This is a genomic window from Candidatus Thiodiazotropha sp. AKAK2 (assembly GCF_058244685.1).
In genome coordinates, this window is the sequence record NZ_JBSYOP010000017.1 from 18,741 (window position 1) to 41,176 (window position 22,436).

Genomic DNA, 22,436 nt, shown 5'->3' on the forward strand with positions numbered 1-22,436 from the left:
TTCCATCCAGTGTTGGGTTTCCTTCAGGGATGATACCGCATGTTCTAGGGTATCGGTCTTTTCAATCATCTCATAAGCAAATGCATTGAGTGAGTATTCATTAATATTCTTAAGGGACTCTCGGAGAATCTGCCAGTAAAACCGCCTCATAGGAGTTTGCAAATTGGACTGTTCGTACATTATTGACTGGCTGATGATGCAAGATTGGGAGGCTTTAACTGGCATTGCAAGTGTTGTTATTGCACTTTGCGTTCTAGTGTTCACTGTATGGGCAGGATGGCGTACCCACGTACATAACAAGCTTTCAGTTAAGCCTCATCTAACCACATGGACATCAAGATGGCCAGAACAACAGAAATACAGTATACAGCTTGTCAACAATGGATTGGGTCCTGCTCTCATTAAGCGTTTTGTTGTCAGACTAGATAATAACGTTATAAAGGGAAAAGGTACGGAACCTCTGGATAGTGTAATCAGGGCATTGTTTACTGGCGATAAGTATAAATGTAAAACAGGTCTGCTTGATACAGGTTATTCGATGCCAGCTAATGAAGAAAAGACTATCGTCGATATACAGTTCTTGGAGCCTAATACCATTACACCAGATGAGCTCGAAGAAAAACTGAGTAGATGTGAGTTGGAAATTCAATATACAAGCTTCTATAACGATAAATTTTCTTTCATATCTAATCAAAACAATCAGTAGCGACTGGGCTGGTTTTAGTTGGAAACTTGCTTGGATTGGGTATGGGTTACACTAGGTGGTGTGCCGATGGGCGTTTTTGTAACTCCTTTCCCGGGTTACACCAGGCCCGGCATCGAGGGCGGGATCTGTGCCCCATCTGTATTTGAGGTCCGGCCGGGAAAAGCGTTGAATATAGCCACTTCACGCTTAACTTAATGGAATACAGTGAAATTATTAGTCTCCAGCCTGTAGCGATTCCTGAAGAATCACTTTGCTACAATGCAAAGTATTACTAATTAATTCATTGAGATATGGTTGCTTTTGGCGGATATGGTAGGAATCCCGGCCAACCCTCTATCTGGATCTCCTGCTACAGGTCGTGTCTCATGTACCAGCATTGCATGGCTGGGTCTAATACGAAATGTCTCAAGATAAGCCGGATCTCCATAAATAGCTTCGTCATAAGTAATAGGGTAGACATTCTTGTATTTATCACTAAGTTCACTCAATACTTTCACAATTTCAGTTACACGAACTGACAATTTGTCCTTACACTCATCTGGGCCGGACTCCCGCTGAATTGTGATACCGCCCTTGTGCAAACAATGAGACAGAAAATGAGCGCAGTCGCTCCGATTCACACCCTGAAAGTAGACGCCGCAGCTGTTCTTCTTCTGAGAGCAATACTTTTTTGCATACCGGATCGCTTCAAGATTTTTATATTTAATGTGAGGAATCCCGCCAATCTCCATCTTATCTCTGGATTCAATCAAGACGGTTTCAAAACGATACCACACTTCAACATGATCAAAGCGATCATCTTTTAAGCCAGAAGACTCACCTCGTTTTTCGTAATCTTCAGCCGCAATAGTTACCGACCCTGTTACAATCATTTTTCCTTGTCTCCATGTATGAAATCCACTTGAAAGATTTCTTCGAAACCGTCGCGGGAGCTAATGAAATGTATGATTTTGTAGTAATCCCCTGCCTCAAAGTCTGTTACATATTCTGATATCGGACCGGACCAAATTTCTCGGCCATTTAGTAAGTGTTTTACACCATTCTTTATGTAACTCATGCGCTCAATGACGGTATAACTTCCCATTTTCTGCTGAGTGGTTTGAATCTGACTCAGCACATCAGTGCCTGAAAGGGTTCGAATAACATTTTCATCTGTATCTTCGATATTAATGTAATCCAAGTTAGGTACTACATGCCCCGGAAACTCTACAATATCAGTTTGGAAGCGGAAGTTGTCTCCGAAATCATTGTTCTGGATCACTTGAATAGTTGAGAATACGCTTTGGAAACCACCAAAGACTGTTAGGCGCTGATCTTCTGAATTCCGAATTGTCCATCTACCATCAACACGTCTACCAAGGTCATCATATGCTTCCTCAATAATCCACTGAGCATTGTAGGAAATCCATCCTTTATTATTTTCGGAGTACCTAAACCGAATGGGATCAACCAGCGGTTGCATCATTGCCTTGTATTTATCGAGAAAAAGTTCCGTCTTCAGTAGTTTATCAATGATTTTTTCTGGTTCTTTTTCTCGGTACAGATCGATAGCCTCACTCAGATAGGCGACCGCACTAAGGTCCAATCGTTTGTTATCCGCAGCTGACCCAGAGAATTTATTGACATCCATATCGTCCTGTATGGTTAGATACAGATCATCATCCTCTTTCGGGGCATATTTGAAATCAAGGTGATACGACCAAGCTCCTTCAAGAGGGTTATCCTTATATCGATCGTAGACAAATCTGTGCGATAAAGCAACTGGATCATCAGGGTGCTCCCGACTTGGTCGTGAAATACCTGAGAATTTCACATCGAAAGGAAATGGTTCTATCAACTGGATCCAGTAGGACTCCTCAATACCTGAAGGGTCAGTCTGAATGGAATGCTCAATATGAGTGATAGATAGCTTGAACTGATCATTTGGTGCGGGATCAACTTCACCCCTCTCATTTTTCATATCGGTGACCATCACAAGTCTACCGTTTTGAATCTTGCCGGGCTTAACCACTATCTCGGTTTTACTTGTCCTTTTATCGGCAAGATCCACGAACAACCTGTGTTCCCCAATCGTAGCTTCAGAACCATCAACCTTGAACAGTGCAGCGCCATCAAGCAGGTAATAGTTGTTGAGGTTTTCCTGTAAATGGTTTGTCAACTCTCGAATGATGCTTGGATTTAAGCTGGGTCTAGAATCAGTTGATCCCAATTCACGCTGATACAAATATGCTGCTGACAAATAGCTTGCCATATTTTCCTTTCGATTAAGCAACTTGTTCAATCCTGTCAGACTTCGTTTTTTGATAAGGTGATAATACTCTGGCTGCATGAATGTCTCGTATGCTGCCAGTACATTTCTAAGTGATGCCTCCATATCAACATTCGAGAAACTGGTCTTTACCTTCTCATTGCCCACTCTCTGCTCATAAGTACCCGTCCATTTATTGTTAAGAACTGGCTTAAAGAGATGTTCCACCTCATTCTTAATGCCTCTCTCCTGGGTAAGTGAAAGTTGAGAGCTCAACACTTTCTCTGTGTTAATAGCCCAGGAAACAATACGCCCTTGAGCAGGATCCAGCCCCTTACCAAAATAGACTTTGTCATTAAGAGATTTATTCATCTGCAAAAGAACATAATCAGGAATAGAAATAGAGGTTACTGCCTGACGAACATTCCTAAAAGGATTGAGCTTCTCGTCTATGATATCGTCACGCGGCAGAGCGTTTTCCAAGACAAGCTCATCAGGACGTTTTAGTTCGATACTCAAATGAATGGGCACAAATGGTTCATCCACAGCCAATTTATCCAAGTCACCCTTGTCAATAGCCACCTCATGAGAGAATGAACCAGAATCTGCATTAGTATTTATTTCGTGCCGATCAAAGTGAATAACTTTATTTGCAGTTCCATCATATTGGACTCGATAGTAAGTACTGATATCGATTTGTTCCGATACAAACAATGTCTCCGACTGGACGAATTCGACGTATTCTGTGATAAGCCTAACAAGATGACTATCTAAGTCATGTTTTCCTACAGGCCGGTCGTTTAGCAAAAGGCGAATAGACGCCGATTGTTCTTTTCGACTTAACAAGTCTTCCATCTGATGCTTAACTCGCTGAAGATCCTGCAACACACCAGCTATCCTTCCATCGTTCTCATCAGTTTCAAGAGATATTTCAGACCCCAAGTAGCGAGACCTAAGCTTCCTGTTTAATTTTTCCAGTTGACTATCATTAAGCTCTACACTTTCATCGACCCTCACTTCGCCGGAACCACTGACCTCATGATTAGTTCTAAGATTAATCAAACCTTCAGAGATTAGTAGATTAGTTACCAGTTCATTAAAATCGAAGCAGAATTGGAGATTCAGTTCGTGTCTGTCATCATTAAAAGAAATACGAAATTTGAAGTCCGGCCATTCTCTGACCGGCACCAACTTGTCAGTGTATTTTTTATGAAATGGCAAGCTTGAGACTGGTTTATTAAACAGACGTTCGCCGTGTCCGTTTCGCCAATTGAATGCCATTTGAACTTCCAACCCAATATGCGCATAAGGATTGTGTTCGATGGGTTTACCAGCTTCATCGAAATTTGCCATAATTGGACTGGAATGCATATAGCACAGTTTGGTTGGGTCCTCGGCGCTGTTAGGTGGAATCGACACAGTCCGATCAGCCTTCAACTCAAAGTCTCCACACTTCAGGCTGTATTCAAGCAATGAAAAATCCTCACGAAGCGAATAGACATCGGCCTCAGTCGATTGACTCGGTTTGTAATCCAATCGGAATCCGATTGCGTCGGCCGGCATTCGCGGCACATAATCTTGAACTAGTCGGCCTTCCACAATTACTTCAGCAAAATAGGGTATCTCATTTTCTTCAAGAACCACGGTACTATCAGAAAATCGGAAAAAGTTTTGAAAACTTCTCTTGTTATTGTGCTCAAAATACGAGAATAAAAGTTCGAGCGCTTTGTCTTCTTTCTCCAAGAATTTCAAGCTACTGGTAGAATCACCTTCCAATTCTATGAAGTAACCTCCGTTATTAGTCAACGTGGCATCTCTTAGGATCTCCATAAATAGCTTGGGATCCTCAGAGAAACGAGCTGCTCCGGTCAACCCGGATTTCAAGGAAATGGCATCTATACGCTTTGTCTGAAGCGGTGGCCGTGTAGCGCGAGACAGATTGTTCCGGTAGATCACAAAATCCACCTGTGGAATAGAGGCCTCATCAATTCCGAGAATTTGCAGCGACAAGGATTCAAATCGTATATCGCTTAAGGCTATTTGCCTCAGAATTCTAGAGTTCTCCGCATCGCCGCCATTAATTTCAAACAGCACGAGCTCTTTATCAGCATCCGTAACATGGTTGCCATAAATCCTGATATTAGTGGCGCTTAAGTAATTATGGGTAATCGGAGCTGGATCCCCTTCCCTGGCTTCCTCTCTTTCCTCGCATACTCGCAACTTAGCATCTACTTCTTCGGTAACGATACTTTCCGGGAATGGGTAGTAGACCACTCCGTCAATGGTACGAGCGGCATTCTTGTTGACGGAAAACTCTGCCCCTTTCAACTCGAGTTCTTCTTTTATCTGATAAACCCTGCCAAGGAGTTCTTTCAGATATGTTTTCTCTCTCGTGAATGCTTTCTCTAACGCCTCTAGATTCGCTCTTTCCACTGTGATTGTACCGGCCTGGTCGCCAAGTGCCAGCGAAAACTCTTTGGCACTAAGCACATCAGATGTAGCGTTCTTGTAGACCTGCCTGGCAGGGATGGAAGCCGAAAGGTCTGAGTGCAGTGGCAAACGAAGTCCTGATTCAAGGAAGTAATATATGGAGCCTTCAAGCTGGTAATAGTCAATGTCCTTCAGAGTTCTTAAATCCATGTTTATTTCCTTAGCTTTTTCGTAAACAAAGGCGAAAAAGTTATCTAGCCAGACCTTAAGAAATTGGTTCTTATCCATTGGATCGGGCAAACTGATATGATCGTCGGAAACTATCCTTCGCACATACGAATTGATAAACTGGAATTGAATGGCTTCCCGTAGTCCCTCGGTCACTTCTGCTTCCAGGAGTTGTCCATCTAGATATATTCCTGGCACCATTGGAATTTGAATTCTTGATACATCGTCAGATTCAAACTCCGTAGTAATCGGTACCAGAATCCAGGTAAATTCATCGTGAAACGGGAAGTTGTTCGGAATATAGTTATTTACCAAGTCATCCTCTATGAGAGCAAATCGCTCCACAATAGCCTTTAGCGGATTCCCTGGCACAGTCGAACCATTAAGAGAAATTTCTTTGCTATACCTTATTTCCCCACTGTCATTATTGGATTCGGTCAGCAAAGCAACCCCATGATAGACTCTGGCCACAGGATCACCACTACTGTTTTCTCGAACACTCAGATCAGGAAGATAAACCACTTCCAGGGCCAATTTCTCCCGCTGGGTTTGCAATTGCTCGATTTTTTTCCACTCTGCTTTAGTGATCGGTGCAAGCAATGGCTGCTCATCTCCACCGAGAGTAAAGGTATAGTGAATCCTTGTTCGGAAACTGAAACACTTAGTGATTTTTACAAAGCCTAGCTTAATTCTTATACACGCCCTGACTGAAATATTACCACCGGCAGAGATCCTTGCTGCCGGACCACTCGATGCAAGTGTAATCACAGCAAACACTTCTAACCATACGTGCACTCCTCCACTTACGATCCCGAAATCGACGCGACCGTAAACTTCAAGAATTATCCCAACACGGCCACGTATACGGAATTCCTTGGGCGGTAATTCTCCAGCTTTAAAACACCCAGTGCCAACCAGTAGTCCATAAACGGTGATAGAGGCACCTGCACGAAGCGGACCCTTTCGAATCTCGCGGCCAATACCGACACGCATTGCCATCCCATATTCCAACGCCCGTAGTCCTCCGCAAAAGGAATCTACCGCTTTGGTATTGGAAAAATAGAAGCCGCCTTTACCTATGAAAATTGCTATTTGTGCTACAGCTGAATCATTGTAATCAGATTGATAAGCACCTACTGTCGGGAATCCCAAATCAAATTTAAAACCGCCGTTGCTATAGCAGTCAAAGCCCAAATTGGGGAAAGTAATATCTACTGCTCCAAAATTCCAGTTTCGCAGGTGATCTGGAAGCTCCAGTTTAGTGTGCCAAACCCCGACGTTGTCGTTGATCTTGTTGTATACCGCTTGGAAGGTAAATAACTCAATGACATGAATGCGCATGGCGTATAACCGAGGGTCCAGAAAGACAAACTTCAGGTCGAAGTAGTCGTCAAGCTCCAAATGCGCCCCGATCAGCCAGTTAAGGTCTATGTTAAAGAGGTCGTCCGAAACATTTTTATATCCACAATCCAGCTTGATTAGATTATCTTTAATCCGATCAGCAACTTCGTCCACAGTTTTCAGATCACCTTTTGCAAGCTGATCAGGTGAAAGCCCTACGCGTTGACCTAGTGCAAGATACTTGAGCAAATCATTCTGAATGTTTTCCAACATAATCAGCCAACCGATATCCTTGCTTTTATAGACATCTGTGAATATAGCACCGCTTAGTTCTCCAAATCTCTGCCCTAGTAGATTAAACCAACACTGTTGGAGTTTTAAAAAGAATCGGGTACGATTGTTACGGTCGGTATATTGACATATGGTGATGTCTTCAACTTCCATACCTATTACGTCAAACAGGTTGAAATTAAGACTAGTGGTGAAACCCTGAAACTTGAATCCTACGCAAAGCCCTCTATTAGAACCATCCTGGTACCAGCCGATAAAGACATTCGCGCGAAAGTTTTCCAAGGCAGCTAAAGCACCTAGCGATCCAAGATCAAGATCAAATACAAACCCTATTGAATTGGCTATACGGCCTTTGCCAAAAATTTCATAAAACCCCAACCCCTTTGCAGACTTGTAGAGAAAGGAGTTATAACGCAACGGGAAACTAGACAAAAACGAATCTCCATCAAGAGAAGGAATCTTCATTTTAAATTGTATACGAGAAAAATCAGGCAGCATTGAACCACCTGTTGAACCGAAGTCAAATCCTAAATGTTCAAAGCTTATGTTTTGAGGTAAATAGTTACCAAAATCAACACCTGGATTTGAATCTAAGTTAAATTCCAGCAAGCCTTTAAAATCAAGCTTCGTTTTATTCTCTTGCCCATTGTAAGTGAGGGTAGCACCTTCAAAGATAATCTTACTAATGAGAGAGTCAAACTTAAATACTATAGGATCCCCTTCGATGTTAAACACATAAGAGTCATTCTTAGCACTATACTGCCCTTTGATAACAAACTCTCGGAATTTCCCTTTTTCATCCAGGAGAGTTCTAATACCTAACTTGATACTACACTCCATCCGGACGATTCTTGAACCGGTAAAGAGTGCATTTAGGCTCAGGAGTTCAAAGTCAAAGTCTTTACTTTTGTCGAGCGCCCCGAAAGGATTTTTGTAATCGATTGCCGCGTAGCACTTGGCCGGATTCTCTTCATTGTTCTTATCGTCAACAGATGTGCCAAATGCTAGATAGGAAGCCTTGAACCCTGCTTTTGGAATAAATGGCTGTAGAATTTTGGGTACAGACTTCTCCTCCAAGGGTATGTCCATAACCATAACGCCTTTCCACGAGGGCTGATTGAATACCTCGCTATGTTCTGATGCTGCCATTGCAGCAACCTTGGCACCCCGCTGCCGCCACTGTTCCTGTAGAAAATCACGTTCCTCGTGCGAATCGAACAGAGTCTTGATGTGATGATTAGTCCAATGTTCAGTCCCCTCAGCTTTAAAGGAAGTTGCGAATGATATGTTCCCATAATTTAACAAGAGCAGAGGCTGAAACCCTTTGTTAAGGAAATCAAATTCCCAGTCTGAAAAATTGAAAAGTCCGACACCTTTTACCGGCCCAAGCATTGCTGGAGCAAAGACAAGAAAAACACCGTCTTTTTCAAGTGCACGGACCAACTTTACCCATTTAGTATTTTCATCGAAGACTATTTCAAACTTCGATTGAGTCTTATTTTCTTGGGTAAACGTATAGCTAATTGCCTGATTACCTATAAAACGTGCTTTTATCCCTTTTGAGGTGATGACCTCACGCTCACTAGTTCGCTCAAGATGAATAAAATCTGCCTTTGATAAAGCGCCATATCGGAGGTCTTCCAGCACATCCTGTTCAAACTGAAGGTTATCTTTACTCAAATACGGAAGCAAGCCGAAGGGTGAACCAGCTGCATTGGCAACCCTAGGAAGAAACGGTGTGCTGGTATTTCGATTGTAATAGGCCTTGTTCTGACCGGCTTGATAAAAATTCCGTATACCTCCATTCTCCTTCGGAACGACGCTTATGGCAGAGGCTTTACATTTTTTACCTCCCAGTTCACCTGATACAATATCGGCTTCCGTAATCTCAAACCGAATCACGTCCCCAGGTACCAACTCAATTTTGGATGTGCCTGAATTCAGTAGAACGTCTGTCTTTGTGTGTTCGGCAACTTCCAACTCCCCGACCGGGACAAACCCTAACCCCACCACTTTGTCAAAGATGAGGGTATTAGTCCTCAGATAGTGAAAATCTGATTCACGCCTTGGTCTTTTCCTAGGTTGAAGTCTCAAGCGACTCATAGCTGAAGTAATAAACAGACTGTTTATCGGTCTACTTTCATTAGTGATAGGATAAATGCGGACACCTTCTGGTCCCTTTTTGACCGGATCTATTTCAATAGAGAAATCGAGCAGCTGAAACTGATGCTTATTTTTATCCCTGATGTCATCAAAAACCCCAGAATGATACCGGTATATTATATTGGAATTCTTTTGTTTAAAATATTGAACACCTCCTTTGAAAGCCGTTTCGGATAAACGAGTATCAACCTTTAAAGCGACTCCTCCCTTAGCGCTGCTTGCGAGATCAACAATAACATTTGAAGTGTAAAAATTTTCTCCGTCATCAAGAAAGATTTTGGTCAACTCTAACTCAAAAGTATCTTCTACCGCAGTGACAACACCATCGTTATCAGACTTCAATGAAAAGCCCTGATCCAATATATCTTCATCAACAAATGGTGAAAATGTATTGCCGTCATGCAACAGTCGTACGGCAAAAATCCTTTCAGTAATCTCACTGCCCCAAAGAATGGTGGTTACACCTAGGCGCCAATATCTTTCCATTCTACTTAGAACATCGGAGAGAGAAGACCTTGATTCAGATGACTCAGTAAATATAACTGCACCATTCCATTTTAGAAAATATCGCAAGAGGTCCACACCGTCTTTAATCTCAATGGTGTCATTCGCATTGGTTGGCACAAATAGGTAGATAGGAAGATCATCTTCCTTTAGTAGCTTACCTTTTCCTGTAGACTTTATAATGGTAAATCTCATTTTGATTTCACTCTATCGTAAGGGTGTATGAGCAATTGGTTGTATATTTCGTTGGCGCTGGGACCATCGGGTAAGCCTCGAATTTTTCGACTAATTGAAAAATACCCATCATTCATACGGCGTCTTCGTTCGAGTTCGAATTCACCGTTCCTTTGAATGACATTCAATGTTGATCCATAAGCCAGATAACCTTTGTATTGATCATTCCAACTATCAACTGAAAAGTACGCAGGAAATGTTGGCATAAAGAAAAGTCGTTCATAGAACCCGGGGTACGAGTCTGACTTTAAACGGAACCAACGATCCTGATTACCAAGTTTACGTAATTGCCGAGAAATTTTAGTTGCGGAAGGGTTATCATGATCGAGAATTTTATCGGCTGATCGTAAGTCATCTACTGCTATTAGAGCTACATCTTTTGAGGGCGCTTTGCGGATATCGTCAGGGTTGCGAAGATGTAGAAGCTCAACCCCAGAAAACACAAAAATACGATTACCCTTGAAGAAGCTGAAATCAATCGGGCTATTTCCAATTACAGCACCCTCACCATCACGACTGGTACCATGTGCACTCATTTGATGTGTCATAATTTTCATCATCCCATCAACGTCTTTTGTTAGTTGATAATGAGCAGATAGGCCTAATCCAAAGATTGAATTTCCTTGGTTCGTATCATCGCTAACTATAGGGTTTTGGAAAGAAGTCAATCCAAAACCATCATTGAGAAAATATGAGAACTGATTACGACCAGTTACGTCAAGTGCTTTCCCTGTCAAGTATCCATAGTTATAGAACGTGATACTATTTGGTAAAGGAAGGTTCTCAAAACAGGCATTTATAATAACCTGAGACTGCCCCGCACTTAGCTGCACACTGTTTATTTTAGAATGAAGCGTGCCCGAAATAAAATCTGTAGTGACTACTCGCGAGGAAGTTGACTGAGACTCAACCTCTAATACATTTAGTATACCCCTTAACTGATCAATTACTTTTACGAATTTTTTGTATTCAAAGGTTCCATTCTCATCGTCATATAATAGACTGTAGTTCCAAACCATAAATATGTCGAAATATCCTTCATCGTCAAAATGTCCTTTGAATTGTAAGATGGTTTCAGGTTTATCATACAAGTTATCAATCAAAGTCTCGGTAGACTTACCATGATCGAGTGTTATATTTATTGCAGAAGATGATGTATTTCTATTACTTGGGAGTTTCAAGACAGATATTGATTGGTTATCCCGTCTTAGTTTCCCGCCTTGGTTAACATCAATTAAGGAGGGAGAGAAGACATTAGATGGAGGAACTAGAAATACTTCTTCATGTATCGGGTATTTCATTAATCTGTAACCTGTACAACCAGAAACCACCAACATTACAAATACAATCAAGATCCAAAAGAATATAATTGATAGCTTTTTAGTATGAAAATGATCCATCACAAATTCCCCGTAAGTTTTAACATGCTAAGTTGATTTCAAGTTAATCCTTAATAAAATAATGTAGCCTTATATTAAATATCACACCAAGCCATATATTGCATCTATATAGCTATAACTTGCTATTAGCTTTTAAGCTTTTAGTTAATTGCTTAATTTAAAAATGTCAGTTTAGAATCAACAGTTTTCAATACGGCGAAAATGGGACTTTTCGGACTAAAAAACTGACATGAAGAAGAGGGAGTCTGAATAGTACGAGGCATCCCTTGTCCCTTTATTATTTTAATTAAGTCTATGTCCTGGCCGCGAACAATTCCAGTCTTTTAACTGGGTATTGAATGTCCGCTTCGGGCTGCGGGTTCAACCAGTCGACGCAACACATGCATTAAATCTTTCAGCTAGTGTTTCGTAGTTTAACGTCTTCCTTGGACGTGCATTTAACTGCCTGGCAACAGCATTTAGTTTAGCTTGTGTGTAGCTCGAAAGATCGATTCCTTTAGGGAAATACTGTCTCAATAGTCCATTGGTATTCTCGTTCGAATCACGCTGCCATGGTGACTGAGGATCACAGAAGTATACCTGCATGTCCGTCGCCAATGTAAAGCGCTTGTGTGCAGCCATCTCACTACCCCTGTCCCAAGTAAGTGACTTGTACAGTTCTTGCGGGAGCTTATGAGCTTGCTTTATTAATGCTTTTACAACGGTCTCGCTGTCTTTACTATCGACCTTCACTAGCATCAAGTAGCGAGAATGACGTTCAACGAGCGTCGCAATCTGACTATTGTGACTACCACAGATCAAATCACCTTCCCAGTGACCAGGTACCGCACGGTCCTCTACTGAGGCAGGACGTTCACTAATCGATATAGCGTCTGTGATCTGGCCATGATCTGGTGTCTTCTGAGTATGATGGCGTGACCGACGCATGACTCTTGGTCGTCATAAATACTGTGCGGGTTCCTTTTTCAAGGCACCACGCGCCTGAATATAGAGGCTGCGATAGATGGTTTCGTGTAACACCTGGTAGTTCTCATCATCAGGATAGAAACGTTTGAGCCACCCGGCAATCTGCTCGGGAGCCCACGACGACTGGAGCTTGCTTGCTACGATGCGTGCTAAGGCTCGGTTCTCTACCAGTTTACCGATCTTTGGGCGACGTGCACGCTCCCAGGCTGCCTCATCGGCCTGATTCGCTTGGTAGCTTTGCCGACCACCATTACGTTGTATTTCGCGGCTAATGGTGGATGGCGAACGGCCAAGTGACGAAGCAATCGAGCGAATCGAGAGACCTGTTACCACTGCACGCGATATCTCTTCACGCTCTGCCATGGTGAGTGCCAATCTGGAACGATGGCGGACTGCAGGACGTATACCGCCAGTTTCAGCAAGGATTCTTTCGATTGATGGGTGATGCCGATCAAACAGATTAGCAATCTTTTCCAGGGAGTCCCCTTTCTGCCAGCGCTCCCACATCAATGTACGCTGTTCTTCGGTGTAATGGATTCGTGGTCTTCGTGTCATCAACACACTCCTTCTACCTATGTAGAATGTAGTATGTTGTGTTGACCGATTGAATCCACAGTCGAAAGCGGAAATTCTCTAATACCATTTATTTCCATCTTTCACTTTTTGTACGAATCCCTCAAGCATAATGAAAGCTAGTGTTCAACAAAATTTCCAGACCGAACCCATGGCCATCATGCAGCTATTTCGATTGATACGTGTAATCCTAAACGATGCGCGATATCTACCAGAGTATCCAATCGGAAGTCACTGATTTTTCCCTGGCTCAAGGCACTGACTCGTGGCTGAGTGATGTGCAACAGCTCTGCAGCTTCACTTTGCCTTAGTTTTCTGGATGTTAACTCTTCGTTAATCGCTATTAATAGTGCCGATCTCAATTTTAGGTTTTCAGCCCGAATAGGATCATCTTCCAAGGCATCCCACACACTTTCATATCGGTTTTCTTTGCTCATTTATAAAACCTTTGAACTATTTCTTTAAGCGCTCGTTTAGCTATTTCAATATCGGGCATTGGCGTTTTTTGTGTCTTTTTTCTAAAAGCGTGTAAAACATAATTTGTCTCGTCGAATTTCGCGATATAAATAACACGCCACTGCCCTTCTTGCTGGATGCGAATTTCACGCACTCCTTGTCCGATTGAAGTCATCGGCTTCCAGTCCATGGGTCCAGTCCGTTTTGTACTCTATCCAATTGATGACCCGCCTCACGTTTAATCTCGACAGGAAATTTGCGAATCACTTCTAACGAGCGCCCTACGAATACAATCCCTTTCAAAGTATACTCCTAGATATATAATATACAAGTAACTATATATGGCTGGTGGTTAACTCATTGAAACGATGGAATATAGTGGATCTGTGGTGGTACTAAGCTGCAACAGGTAGCTTTGAATGCATGATCTATCCTTCTGTCCCAAGGGTCTATATAGATAAGTGACATATCAGGGCTGGAATGCCCCAGGACTCCCTGGATCAGTTCTAGGTCATGGCCCTTGCGGTCCAGCCAGGTTGCCAAGCTACGCCGCCCTGAGTGGCTGGATCCCCCATTGACACCTGCCTGCTTGATAAGCTCATGAGCCAAATTCTCAAGAGAACCGCAGACCATTGTCTCTTTTAACTTACCTTCTATATCCCGGTACCGCTTTATGTTAAACGCCAGTTTTTGCCATCGCTTGCCCTTCAGAGAGAGAAACACAGGGCTTTCTGGTGATAAACCACCGTAGGCGCCATCAGGGGACAGCATGACTCGATTCTGAAGTCGCTGCGCCTTGAGGTTACTAAGTGCTTCACGTTGCTGTGGGACCAATATGTAGATTGTTTGAGGCTTGCCGGTTTTGGTGTATTTGGCCGGTATTCTGAATGCCTCCTTCAGGTCCCCAGTCGGGAAATAGATATCTTTGATTGTCAGTTGAGCGGCCTCATTAATACGCAACCCACTGCCAAAGCATCCAGATCAGCGCAACATTTCTTATGCCTGTTTCTCCACGCGATGCTGCCCATAGAATATGAGCAAGCTGCTTGGGTTGTTCGATAATCTGTGCTTGTCCAGATCCGGTAATTATTTCTTTCTTGAGTCGCCTGACGGGCCTGTTTGCTCGCATGGGTCTCCCGCAAATATCACGAATTCAATCATATCGGGATCTGTGATACTGGTAATTTTCAAAGTCCCGATATTACTCAAACCTAGCAAATCCGGGCCTTCATGGGAATATTTCCTGTAGAGAAACCACCTATAAAATATGGCGATGCTCGGTCCATCCCTGTTGGACCGAAGAATTTACAACTCTGTTATCGAAGGCTCTTCAGCTGATCGAACGGACTGCAAACATGCTTGTGATCAGGCGTGATGTGGGTATAAATCATCTTAGCGATGTATCCATGATTTTTACCGGTTCGTCCCCGCGCATGCGGGGAACACTGTTCCAATGCCAAGCTCATCCCGCGTGTCTTGTTCACGGAACAGATCAACGACATCGAGCGCTTTACGACGGTCGCTTTCTGAATGATCTAGCCAGGCAAATGTTGACGACATTGATTACTAGCCCTTTTTAACAATCAGTCTTGTTACAAATCATGTACTTGCACCGCCCCTTGCAATTGCTTTGACTGCTCGACAACCTGTGAATGATGGGTAAACAGGATAACTTGCGTCTTTTCTGCTAATTCAGCCAAAGCATTCAATGCAGCTTGTGAACGTGCATCATCAAAGTCCACCAATACGTCGTCCACAATGAAAGGCATGGGCTCTGCACTTTCCATATATTTTTCGAGAGAGGCCAGACGCAACGCCAGGTAGAGCTGATCCCGCGTCCCTGAGCTCATCCCCTCCACATACACACGCTCTCCCCCTGAGCGAATACCGGCAAGGACAGGCTCATCCTTTTCATTAAAGTCAGTCATGAGCCCATCGAAAGCCCCAAGCGTTAGTGCACAAAAGTGTTCGCTAGCTCGCTTGACCAGCGGACCCTGATTCTCTCTGCGATAACGGTCAATCTGGTCACGCAAGATCTTGCCAGCCAATTTTACCTGCACGTAACGCTCAGCATCTGAACGGATGCTGGCAAGTATTGCCTGAGCCTGATCAGCGAGCAGTGCTGCATGATCGCTGCCATCCATGAGCTCCAGCTCTTTTTCCTCGCGCCCTTTTGTTTCAGCCAATTCTGTCCGCCTGGGTTCGAGCTCATCCTCGATCTTATTGTTCAACTCTGTGATTCGCCCGGGCAGACTATCTGGATCGACACCCTCCGCCTGCACCTCCAGCTCCGCAATGGTGACGCCTTCACCGGCTTCCAGGATCTCTTTCTCAATCGAAGAGATCGTCTCCTTGATTCGAAGATAATCAGCCGAGCGGCGTTCCGCTGCTTCAAGTTGATCATGGGTGTCACATTTTGCTTCTACACATAATGCATCAAGCCGATCCGTCATGGTCTGGATAGATGCGTTCGAATCCTGTATTTCCTGCGTCGCCTGTTCAATCTGTTCTTCAATCTGTTGCCGCTTTGTCTGTCTTGATCGGTTTTCCGATAACAGTGAGTTGAGACGTACGACGGCATCATCCGCGGGCAAATCCACCAGTTCCGGAGCAATCGTGGCGACCAAGGCCTCTACCTGGCCGCCGAACGCCGCAACGTCTTCGTCGATGGCATTGATCCGTATTCGCAGTTTTTCTGCTTCGCTCTGTTTCGAGAACAATGCTCTGAGGTGTTCAATGAAATCATCAACTTCCGATGGTGAGCTCTCGGCTCGCAGACCAAGGCTCTGTATCAGATCACTCCACTGCGCCTTCCATTTATCAAGTGCCTCTGTTGCCAATCGATGCTCATCGCTCAACGATTCAACATCGGCTTCCCGGTCATTGACCTCCTTACGCAGTAAATCGTGTTTTCGTTTGGATTCATCAAGCTGACTGGCTAACGTTTCGCATTCCAGGAGTACAGTTTCAAGCTCCTCCGATGTGGATCCCGCTCTTTCCAGTCCAGCCAGCTGCTCATTAAGCCGTTGGATGTGCGTGGTGCGATTTTGCTCGAGCTCACTCACTTTCTGACGAAGTAGATTGAGCTGTACCACCTGATCACGAAGTTTTTCAAACTCATCCAGCCAGGCCCGCATCTCTCGCGGACTGCGTAGGTCAATCTGGCAAGGAGTCCACAATGCCTGCCAATCCGCATCCAGTTGAGCTTTTTCAGCGCTTGTTGCTTCAAGCTGCTCATCAATCTGCTGTCCTTGCTGTTGCCCGCCCTCCTGCTTGGCCTGAAGGCTTGCCAATGCATGGACTCGATCAGCTTCACGGCGTAGACGATCAGACACTTCATCAGCTTCAGCAAGTCGGATTTCGAAGGCATCCGGCAATGTACCCTCACCCTGGTGTTCACTTGCTTCAGCTGACACATCCTCACCATCCACCCACTGCCGGCGCAGCAACTGCCAAACCACATCACGTTCGGATCTGGCATCGGTGAGGACAGATTCTGTCGGCACCTCCCCGACACGTTTGATCTCATTGAGTCTCTGCGAGGTATCCTGTAAGGCGTCGACGAGCTCCTCTTTTTTCTCTTCAAGCCGCTGAATGCGTTTCGAGAGCTCGTCATAGTTTTCTTCAAAGTGACGGATACTTTCACGGCTGGGTAATTTCAAACCGGACACCGCCTCCAGCTCCCCTTCCCATAGCGTGAGCTGTGCAAGATCCTCAGCACACTCTGTCTGAAGGCTGGTAAGTTGACTCTGAGTCGACTGGATCGAGGCATCCAATTCCCCCTGTTTCCTCGCGGCAGCAATGGCCCGGTGCAAACCGTTGGTGTTGCCTGATTCGGTGATCTCATCGCGTTCTTTGCGAGCTGACTTAAGTCGCTTCTCTGTCTCACGCAGGCTGGCTTTTGCCTGCTCTACCCGAGCGTTCAGCACAGCATTTTTACCGCCCAACTCGGCAATGCTCTGTCGCCTTGCCACTATAGGGCGTAATTGCTCAGTAGCATTCAGCTCGAGACCAGGACGAATTTCTTTGAGGATAGAGCCAGCATCTGTCAATAATTGCTGGGCTTCCGCTTCGAGATGCGGTCGGTCTTGCAGCGCTTTTCGATGTCCGCCCAGGCGAGCATGGAGATCTTCAATGATCTCTGCTTGCTCCAGCAATCCCTGGTTTGTTGATAATTCTTCGAGCTGTTTCTGCAAACCTTCAAGACGCGGGGTAGCCTTACCAAGAATGGCCTGAGCGGTCTCCAAGGCATTCACCGCTTTCCGACGACGGTCAGTAAAATCATCCGGCAGGACGACAACTGGTTTATCTGAATTGGCACCCAACAATTCCAGTTCCAGCAAAAACTCACGACGCCGAGCCAATTTCGGTAAAACACGCTGAATACGTTGTAAACGATTTACCTCAATCCGGTTGTCCACCAGTTTGGATTGAACAGCTTCAAGTTCCTTGGTTGTACGTCCCAAGGCACGCCTATGCTCCTCCCACTCTCTGGATGAAAGTGAACTTTGTCTAATCTCGCTTCTGAGATCTGTATGTGCACGGATGGCTGAGTTGATTACTGGTTTTGAACCTGCCGGGAGAAAAAGCCGCTTGGTCTCTGCATCAAGCTCGCCAAGGACAGCATGGAGCGCATGGCTGCCAAGCGCTGCTGAAAAAAGCGCTTGCCCGACCTCGCCCTTCTGCTCCAGTATTTCCTGCCCGCCCTGGATCAATGCCTGGTGATCAATCCCAAAGAGAGTTTCAAAGAGCTCTGAACTCACACCGCTAAGAAACGGTGCCAATACCCGTTCATCCAGCACCTCATCGTCCGGAGTCAATAGCGTGTTTTTCCGGCCTTTGCGCCGAACAAATCTGAGCTCATGCCCATCACCTGTCAGTAAGATTCCGTGGATACGGAGCTTGTCATTGGCATGAATAAAATTGTCCGCAGTTCGTTCGTCTATCCCATAAAGCAAGGATTTCAGACCTCGCAGGGCCGAACTTTTCCCAGCTTCATTAGGGCCGTAGACGATATGGAGCCCTGTTCCATCAAAAGCCAATACCCTCTCGGTAAACGGACCGAATGCAGCAAGATTTAATTCAATTATTTTCATGCCGATTCCATCCTGGCTTCACACTCCCTTCTCCGTGGACAACAAACGGCTGACTAGAAGCTCTTTGATATCCTCCAGTGTCTCTTTTAGCACCTCCGGATTGGTAGGGTCACAGGGTTCATCGCCACCCAGCAGTTCTGCGGGGAGTTTCTGACGAAGTGCTGATATCTCTTCGGCAAGTTCTTCCAATGCCGAGCCATCCAGTTCCATGTCGCGGATAGCACGCAGCAGGCCGCTTAGTGCATCGTCACGCTCAAGCACCTCATCAACAGAGACAGACGGCCTAGTCTTGATGGAAATCTTCTCCAGCCAAATACCTGCGCCACCTAGCCCCGTCGCCAGGGCACGGTACTCCTGGATCCAACGCTCACGGTCAGCATGCAAGGTCGAATGCACAGTGCAAGCCCCTTTCAATACCAGGCGCACGGCAACCGGCCTTCCTTCGGCGCTATCTAATGCGGACTGCAGCCCCTCGTGTACCTGTTCATAGATGTCATCAACTGACTCGCTGGCAGAAACGTCTAGTTCACAGAGAGACCAGCGCATCACATCAAGGTCACGGTGTTCAACCTCCTCGACCTCTCCGTTTTCGACAGTAACCAAGGTACAACCTTTAGGCCCTGATTCACGGATGTGTCGCCCCTGGATATTCCCCGGAAACACAATCCATGGGTCCTGACTTACCTCTTCACGGTTATGGACATGACCCAGAGCCCAGTACTGGTATCCTTTTGACCGTAGCCCATCAACAGTGCATGGGGCGTAGGGCTCATGACCTGGCTTGCCGTCAAGGCATGTGTGCAGCAGGCCGATATTAAAAAGCTGTGGGTCACCCTGAGGGTAGGCCTGAGACAAGTCGTCTGTTACAGCCCGTGTAGCGAAGCCCTGCCCATAAACCGCTACATTCAGATCTTCCAGAATAATCCGCTCCGGGTGCTTGGTTGAGAACCGCGTGACATTGTCCGGTAACCGTAGATGCTTGGTAATCTGACTGGCAGCATCATGGTTACCCACCACGATGAATACACGAATGCCTGCCTCGCGCAGCCTTCCCATCCGCTCTACAAAAAAGATGCCTGTGTTGTAATCTTTCCAATCGCCGTCATACAGATCTCCGACCACGAGTACGAACGCCACTTCCTCGTCAATCGCCAAATCGATCAGGTTATCGAAAGCACGTCGCGTGGCGCTACGGATTTCATCTACAGGGGCGCCCTCATAGCGTTCTAGGCCATGCAGGGAGCTGTCAAGGTGAATGTCTGCGGCGTGAAGAAATTTCATCAACTCACCTACTTGAGCAAATATCTGGTTCTCATTGCCCCTTCCCATCTTCCTCTGACGTTTCACTAGGAGTAGTCTCGCTCACTCCAACACTTTTAAGTAACGCAGAGTACTGATCCTTATCTTCTTTCAGTCTTTCAATGATTTGTCGCGCAGCGGTCTGCATCTCCGGCACTTCTACAGGCGTCGATCCACGCTCGAACACTCCGCTCAAATGTGAATATTCGTTATTGATTCTATCTGTTAAAACGGCAGGGATTTTTTCTTCACCGAAGAAAAGACATAGTGTCTCCTTGTTCATTCCTTGGTCTGGATACTTGTAGTAGAGGTAAATCTCGAAAAACTTCCTGGCATTGTTCGCGAAGTTATAAAACGTTGTATAGTTAGTGTCATCAACAGCATCAATTGCTGCGCATTGGTGTATCTGATGGAAGAGGTAGTTGAATTCGGTCACATATTTTTTAAGGTATTTCGGCATCACTCTGACCGTAGATGTCTTTCCCTCACGAGCGACAACGAAATAACCCTTTTGGTAGTTTTTCTGTTTCCCATCTACGTCAAAATACTGTCCATTCAACCGCTTCAAATATTTCAAAAAATCAAGATTGTGCGTTGAAACAAACAGCTGTTCATATTTTCCGCTAGCTACGATCTCCGCGTTTAACAGGCTATAAACAAAGAAGATATGATTCCCGTCGAGTGATGATATCGGATCGTCAATCCAGATTATCGGCTTAGAATCCTTGGTATCGATATCGTCGAGTTTTCCCAAAAAATAGCAGAATGCCAAAAGGCCACACTCGCCTTCGCTCAGGTGGTAAGCCTTCTTACCGTCCCGGATGACTTCAAACCGGATTCGCTTAGATTCCTCGCCTGGAACTTTGTCCTTCTTGGCCTCGAGTGAAAGAAACTGGTGCCCAAAGAAGTTGTTCAAATACTCATTGACTTTCTTTGCGCCCTTCTCCTCGTCGTTTAGTTCGCGTTTCTTGGCCGCGATCAGCCTCTCTTTCTGACTAATATCTCCTTCTAGGCGATTTTTTTCTTGCTCGGATTCATCATGATTGCTCTTTAGGCCTTCAATGAAAGAGAGCTTCTCTTGGTATCGTATTGTGACCAGGTAATCAGAAACCTCTTTTAATCGCAAAGCCGTCTTTGCTTTCACCTGCTCCTTGCCTAACGAGTTTGAGAAGTCATCCGATTCGCCCCGAATCTCTTCATACAAAGCCCAGGAAGCCACCAGACCATCAGCGGCATCATTTGGCCTCACAAACGATATTGGGCTAAGGATGTTATCTTTTCTGTCCTTGAGCTGAGAAGTCAGTGCATCCAGGGATTCTATGTACTTACCAACAGCGCCCTTTAGCGCGCCTTCTAACTCATTAAGTCTCTCGTGGAATTTTGAATAAAAACAGCTTTTGTCGATTGAAAGGGCGGACGATACTGTGTTTTTCTCCGCATCAATCCTGGCGATTACGCCTTCAATATCCTTCTCGAGCTTTTCCGACTCTTCATCAAAGTGTTTCTCTAGTTGCTTCCAGCGATCTTCGGTGATTGGGTTGCCGCAGAATGCGCAGTTGTCGCGTTTGTTTCTGTGGTGGGCTCGGCCTTCGCTGACCCAGCGATTTAGAACCGCATCTTTTACTAGCTCCTCAAGCTTATCTGATTCACTGATCTTTTTGGTTACGAGAACTTCGGCTTCATTTGCCAGTGTCGAAATATATAGACTAGGCGCACGGAAGGGAGAGATGGGCTGTAGTGTCTTTTCGGTGATTAGCTTTTCGTATTGGGCAACTTGCGCATCAGTTGGCGGCTGATAGCTTGTATCCTGGACTTTCCCAATATCGGTTTTAAGTTTCTGGATGTTGTAGTTTTGATCGCCAAAACGCTCTGGTTTGTACTTTATACCGATTTTTCTATCGGTCGCCTTGTCGGCTAATTGTTTTTCAAGGTCGTCGCTGGCTTTTTTGTGATCTTGTCTCGTTTTATCGAATACGGTGATCGCCTTTATTTTCTCAGCATACAAACCTGTCTGGACTCCTTCCTCTTTTGAGCCAAGTTCACTTTCGAGTGCTTCGATCTCCTTTTCAATTTTGTTGTTGTCATCGCCAAGAATAGCGAACGGCTCGACACTGTCATCCGGGTTGGTTATAAAGCGAAGATTGTCTCTTACAAAGTCTTCATTGAAAACTCGAATCTTTCTACCGTGTCCTGTAAGAGTGGCTTGATTTTCTTGCGTTCCATCGACAAAAGACAACACAAAAGACGGATTTTCGAACTTGTCAGATAACTCCCCGGTCTCCATCGCACGGAGAATACGCGACAACGTCGTTTTACCTGAATAGTTACGGCCATAAAGGATATTGATGTTTTTGAACTCAGAGACGTTGTTACTTTCATCTCTAACAGATGTGGCCCAGCGGAAGTCCTGAAAGACCGCCATGTTTTTTATTGAATCGATTCTCTTTATTTCACCACTCATATCCATTTCCTAATGGCTAGTTTATATTGCCAAAAGCCAT

General features: G+C 44.9%; 11 protein-coding genes and 1 pseudogene. 1 reads left to right on the forward strand and 11 read right to left on the reverse strand.

The genetic code is table 11. From position 1 onward, the window contains the following. Positions 1-193 precede the first annotated feature (193 nt). The gene (locus AC4IE8_RS05970) at positions 194-706 is read left to right on the forward strand and encodes a hypothetical protein (RefSeq protein WP_490790556.1); all 513 of its coding nucleotides are present in this window, start codon (positions 194-196) and stop codon (positions 704-706) included. Positions 707-981: 275 nt separating this feature from the next. Here the strand turns inward: AC4IE8_RS05970 and AC4IE8_RS05975 are convergent, their stop codons facing one another. The 11 genes and pseudogenes from AC4IE8_RS05975 to AC4IE8_RS06025 all read right to left on the reverse strand — a co-directional run bounded on the left by AC4IE8_RS05975 (position 982) and on the right by AC4IE8_RS06025 (position 22,396). Continuing rightward, on the reverse strand, positions 982-1,578 hold the full coding sequence (locus AC4IE8_RS05975; protein WP_490790557.1) for an amidase domain-containing protein: 597 nt from the start codon (positions 1,576-1,578) through the stop codon (positions 982-984). Then, positions 1,575-10,106 (reverse strand): hypothetical protein, encoded by an 8,532-nt coding sequence (locus tag AC4IE8_RS05980; protein WP_490790558.1) that lies wholly within the window; start codon positions 10,104-10,106, stop codon positions 1,575-1,577. The genes AC4IE8_RS05975 and AC4IE8_RS05980 overlap by 4 nt, the downstream gene beginning before the upstream one ends. After that, positions 10,103-11,545 carry a hypothetical protein gene (locus tag AC4IE8_RS05985; RefSeq protein WP_490790559.1) on the reverse strand — a complete coding sequence of 481 codons (1,443 nt, stop codon included), beginning with the start codon at positions 11,543-11,545 and terminating at the stop codon, positions 10,103-10,105. The genes AC4IE8_RS05980 and AC4IE8_RS05985 overlap by 4 nt, the downstream gene beginning before the upstream one ends. Positions 11,546-11,905: 360 nt before the next feature. Beyond that, positions 11,906-13,066, reverse strand: a pseudogene (locus AC4IE8_RS05990) (IS30 family transposase). A 176-nt stretch (positions 13,067-13,242) separates the two neighbouring features. After that, complete coding sequence (locus AC4IE8_RS05995) at positions 13,243-13,521, reverse strand: helix-turn-helix domain-containing protein (protein WP_068994947.1); 279 nt, start codon at positions 13,519-13,521, stop codon at positions 13,243-13,245. Continuing rightward, positions 13,518-13,730, reverse strand: a complete 213-nt coding sequence (locus AC4IE8_RS06000) for a type II toxin-antitoxin system RelE/ParE family toxin (protein WP_490777353.1) — start codon at positions 13,728-13,730, stop codon at positions 13,518-13,520. The genes AC4IE8_RS05995 and AC4IE8_RS06000 overlap by 4 nt, the downstream gene beginning before the upstream one ends. A 167-nt stretch (positions 13,731-13,897) precedes the next feature. Then, positions 13,898-14,500: a tyrosine-type recombinase/integrase gene (locus AC4IE8_RS06005; protein ID WP_490777354.1), complete on the reverse strand. Its 603-nt coding sequence runs from the start codon at positions 14,498-14,500 to the stop codon at positions 13,898-13,900. 453 nt (positions 14,501-14,953) lie between these two features. After that, positions 14,954-15,100: a DUF6361 family protein gene (locus AC4IE8_RS06010; RefSeq protein ID WP_490777355.1), complete on the reverse strand. Its 147-nt coding sequence runs from the start codon at positions 15,098-15,100 to the stop codon at positions 14,954-14,956. Positions 15,101-15,132: 32 nt separating this feature from the next. After that, on the reverse strand, positions 15,133-18,636 hold the full coding sequence (locus tag AC4IE8_RS06015) for an ATP-binding protein (protein WP_490790560.1): 3,504 nt from the start codon (positions 18,634-18,636) through the stop codon (positions 15,133-15,135). A gap of 18 nt (positions 18,637-18,654) precedes the next feature. Further along, positions 18,655-19,917, reverse strand: a complete 1,263-nt coding sequence (locus tag AC4IE8_RS06020) for a metallophosphoesterase family protein (protein ID WP_490777357.1) — start codon at positions 19,915-19,917, stop codon at positions 18,655-18,657. A 31-nt stretch (positions 19,918-19,948) separates the two neighbouring features. Next, positions 19,949-22,396, reverse strand: a complete 2,448-nt coding sequence (locus tag AC4IE8_RS06025; protein ID WP_490777358.1) for an AAA family ATPase — start codon at positions 22,394-22,396, stop codon at positions 19,949-19,951. Between the last annotated feature and the right edge of the window lie 40 nt (positions 22,397-22,436).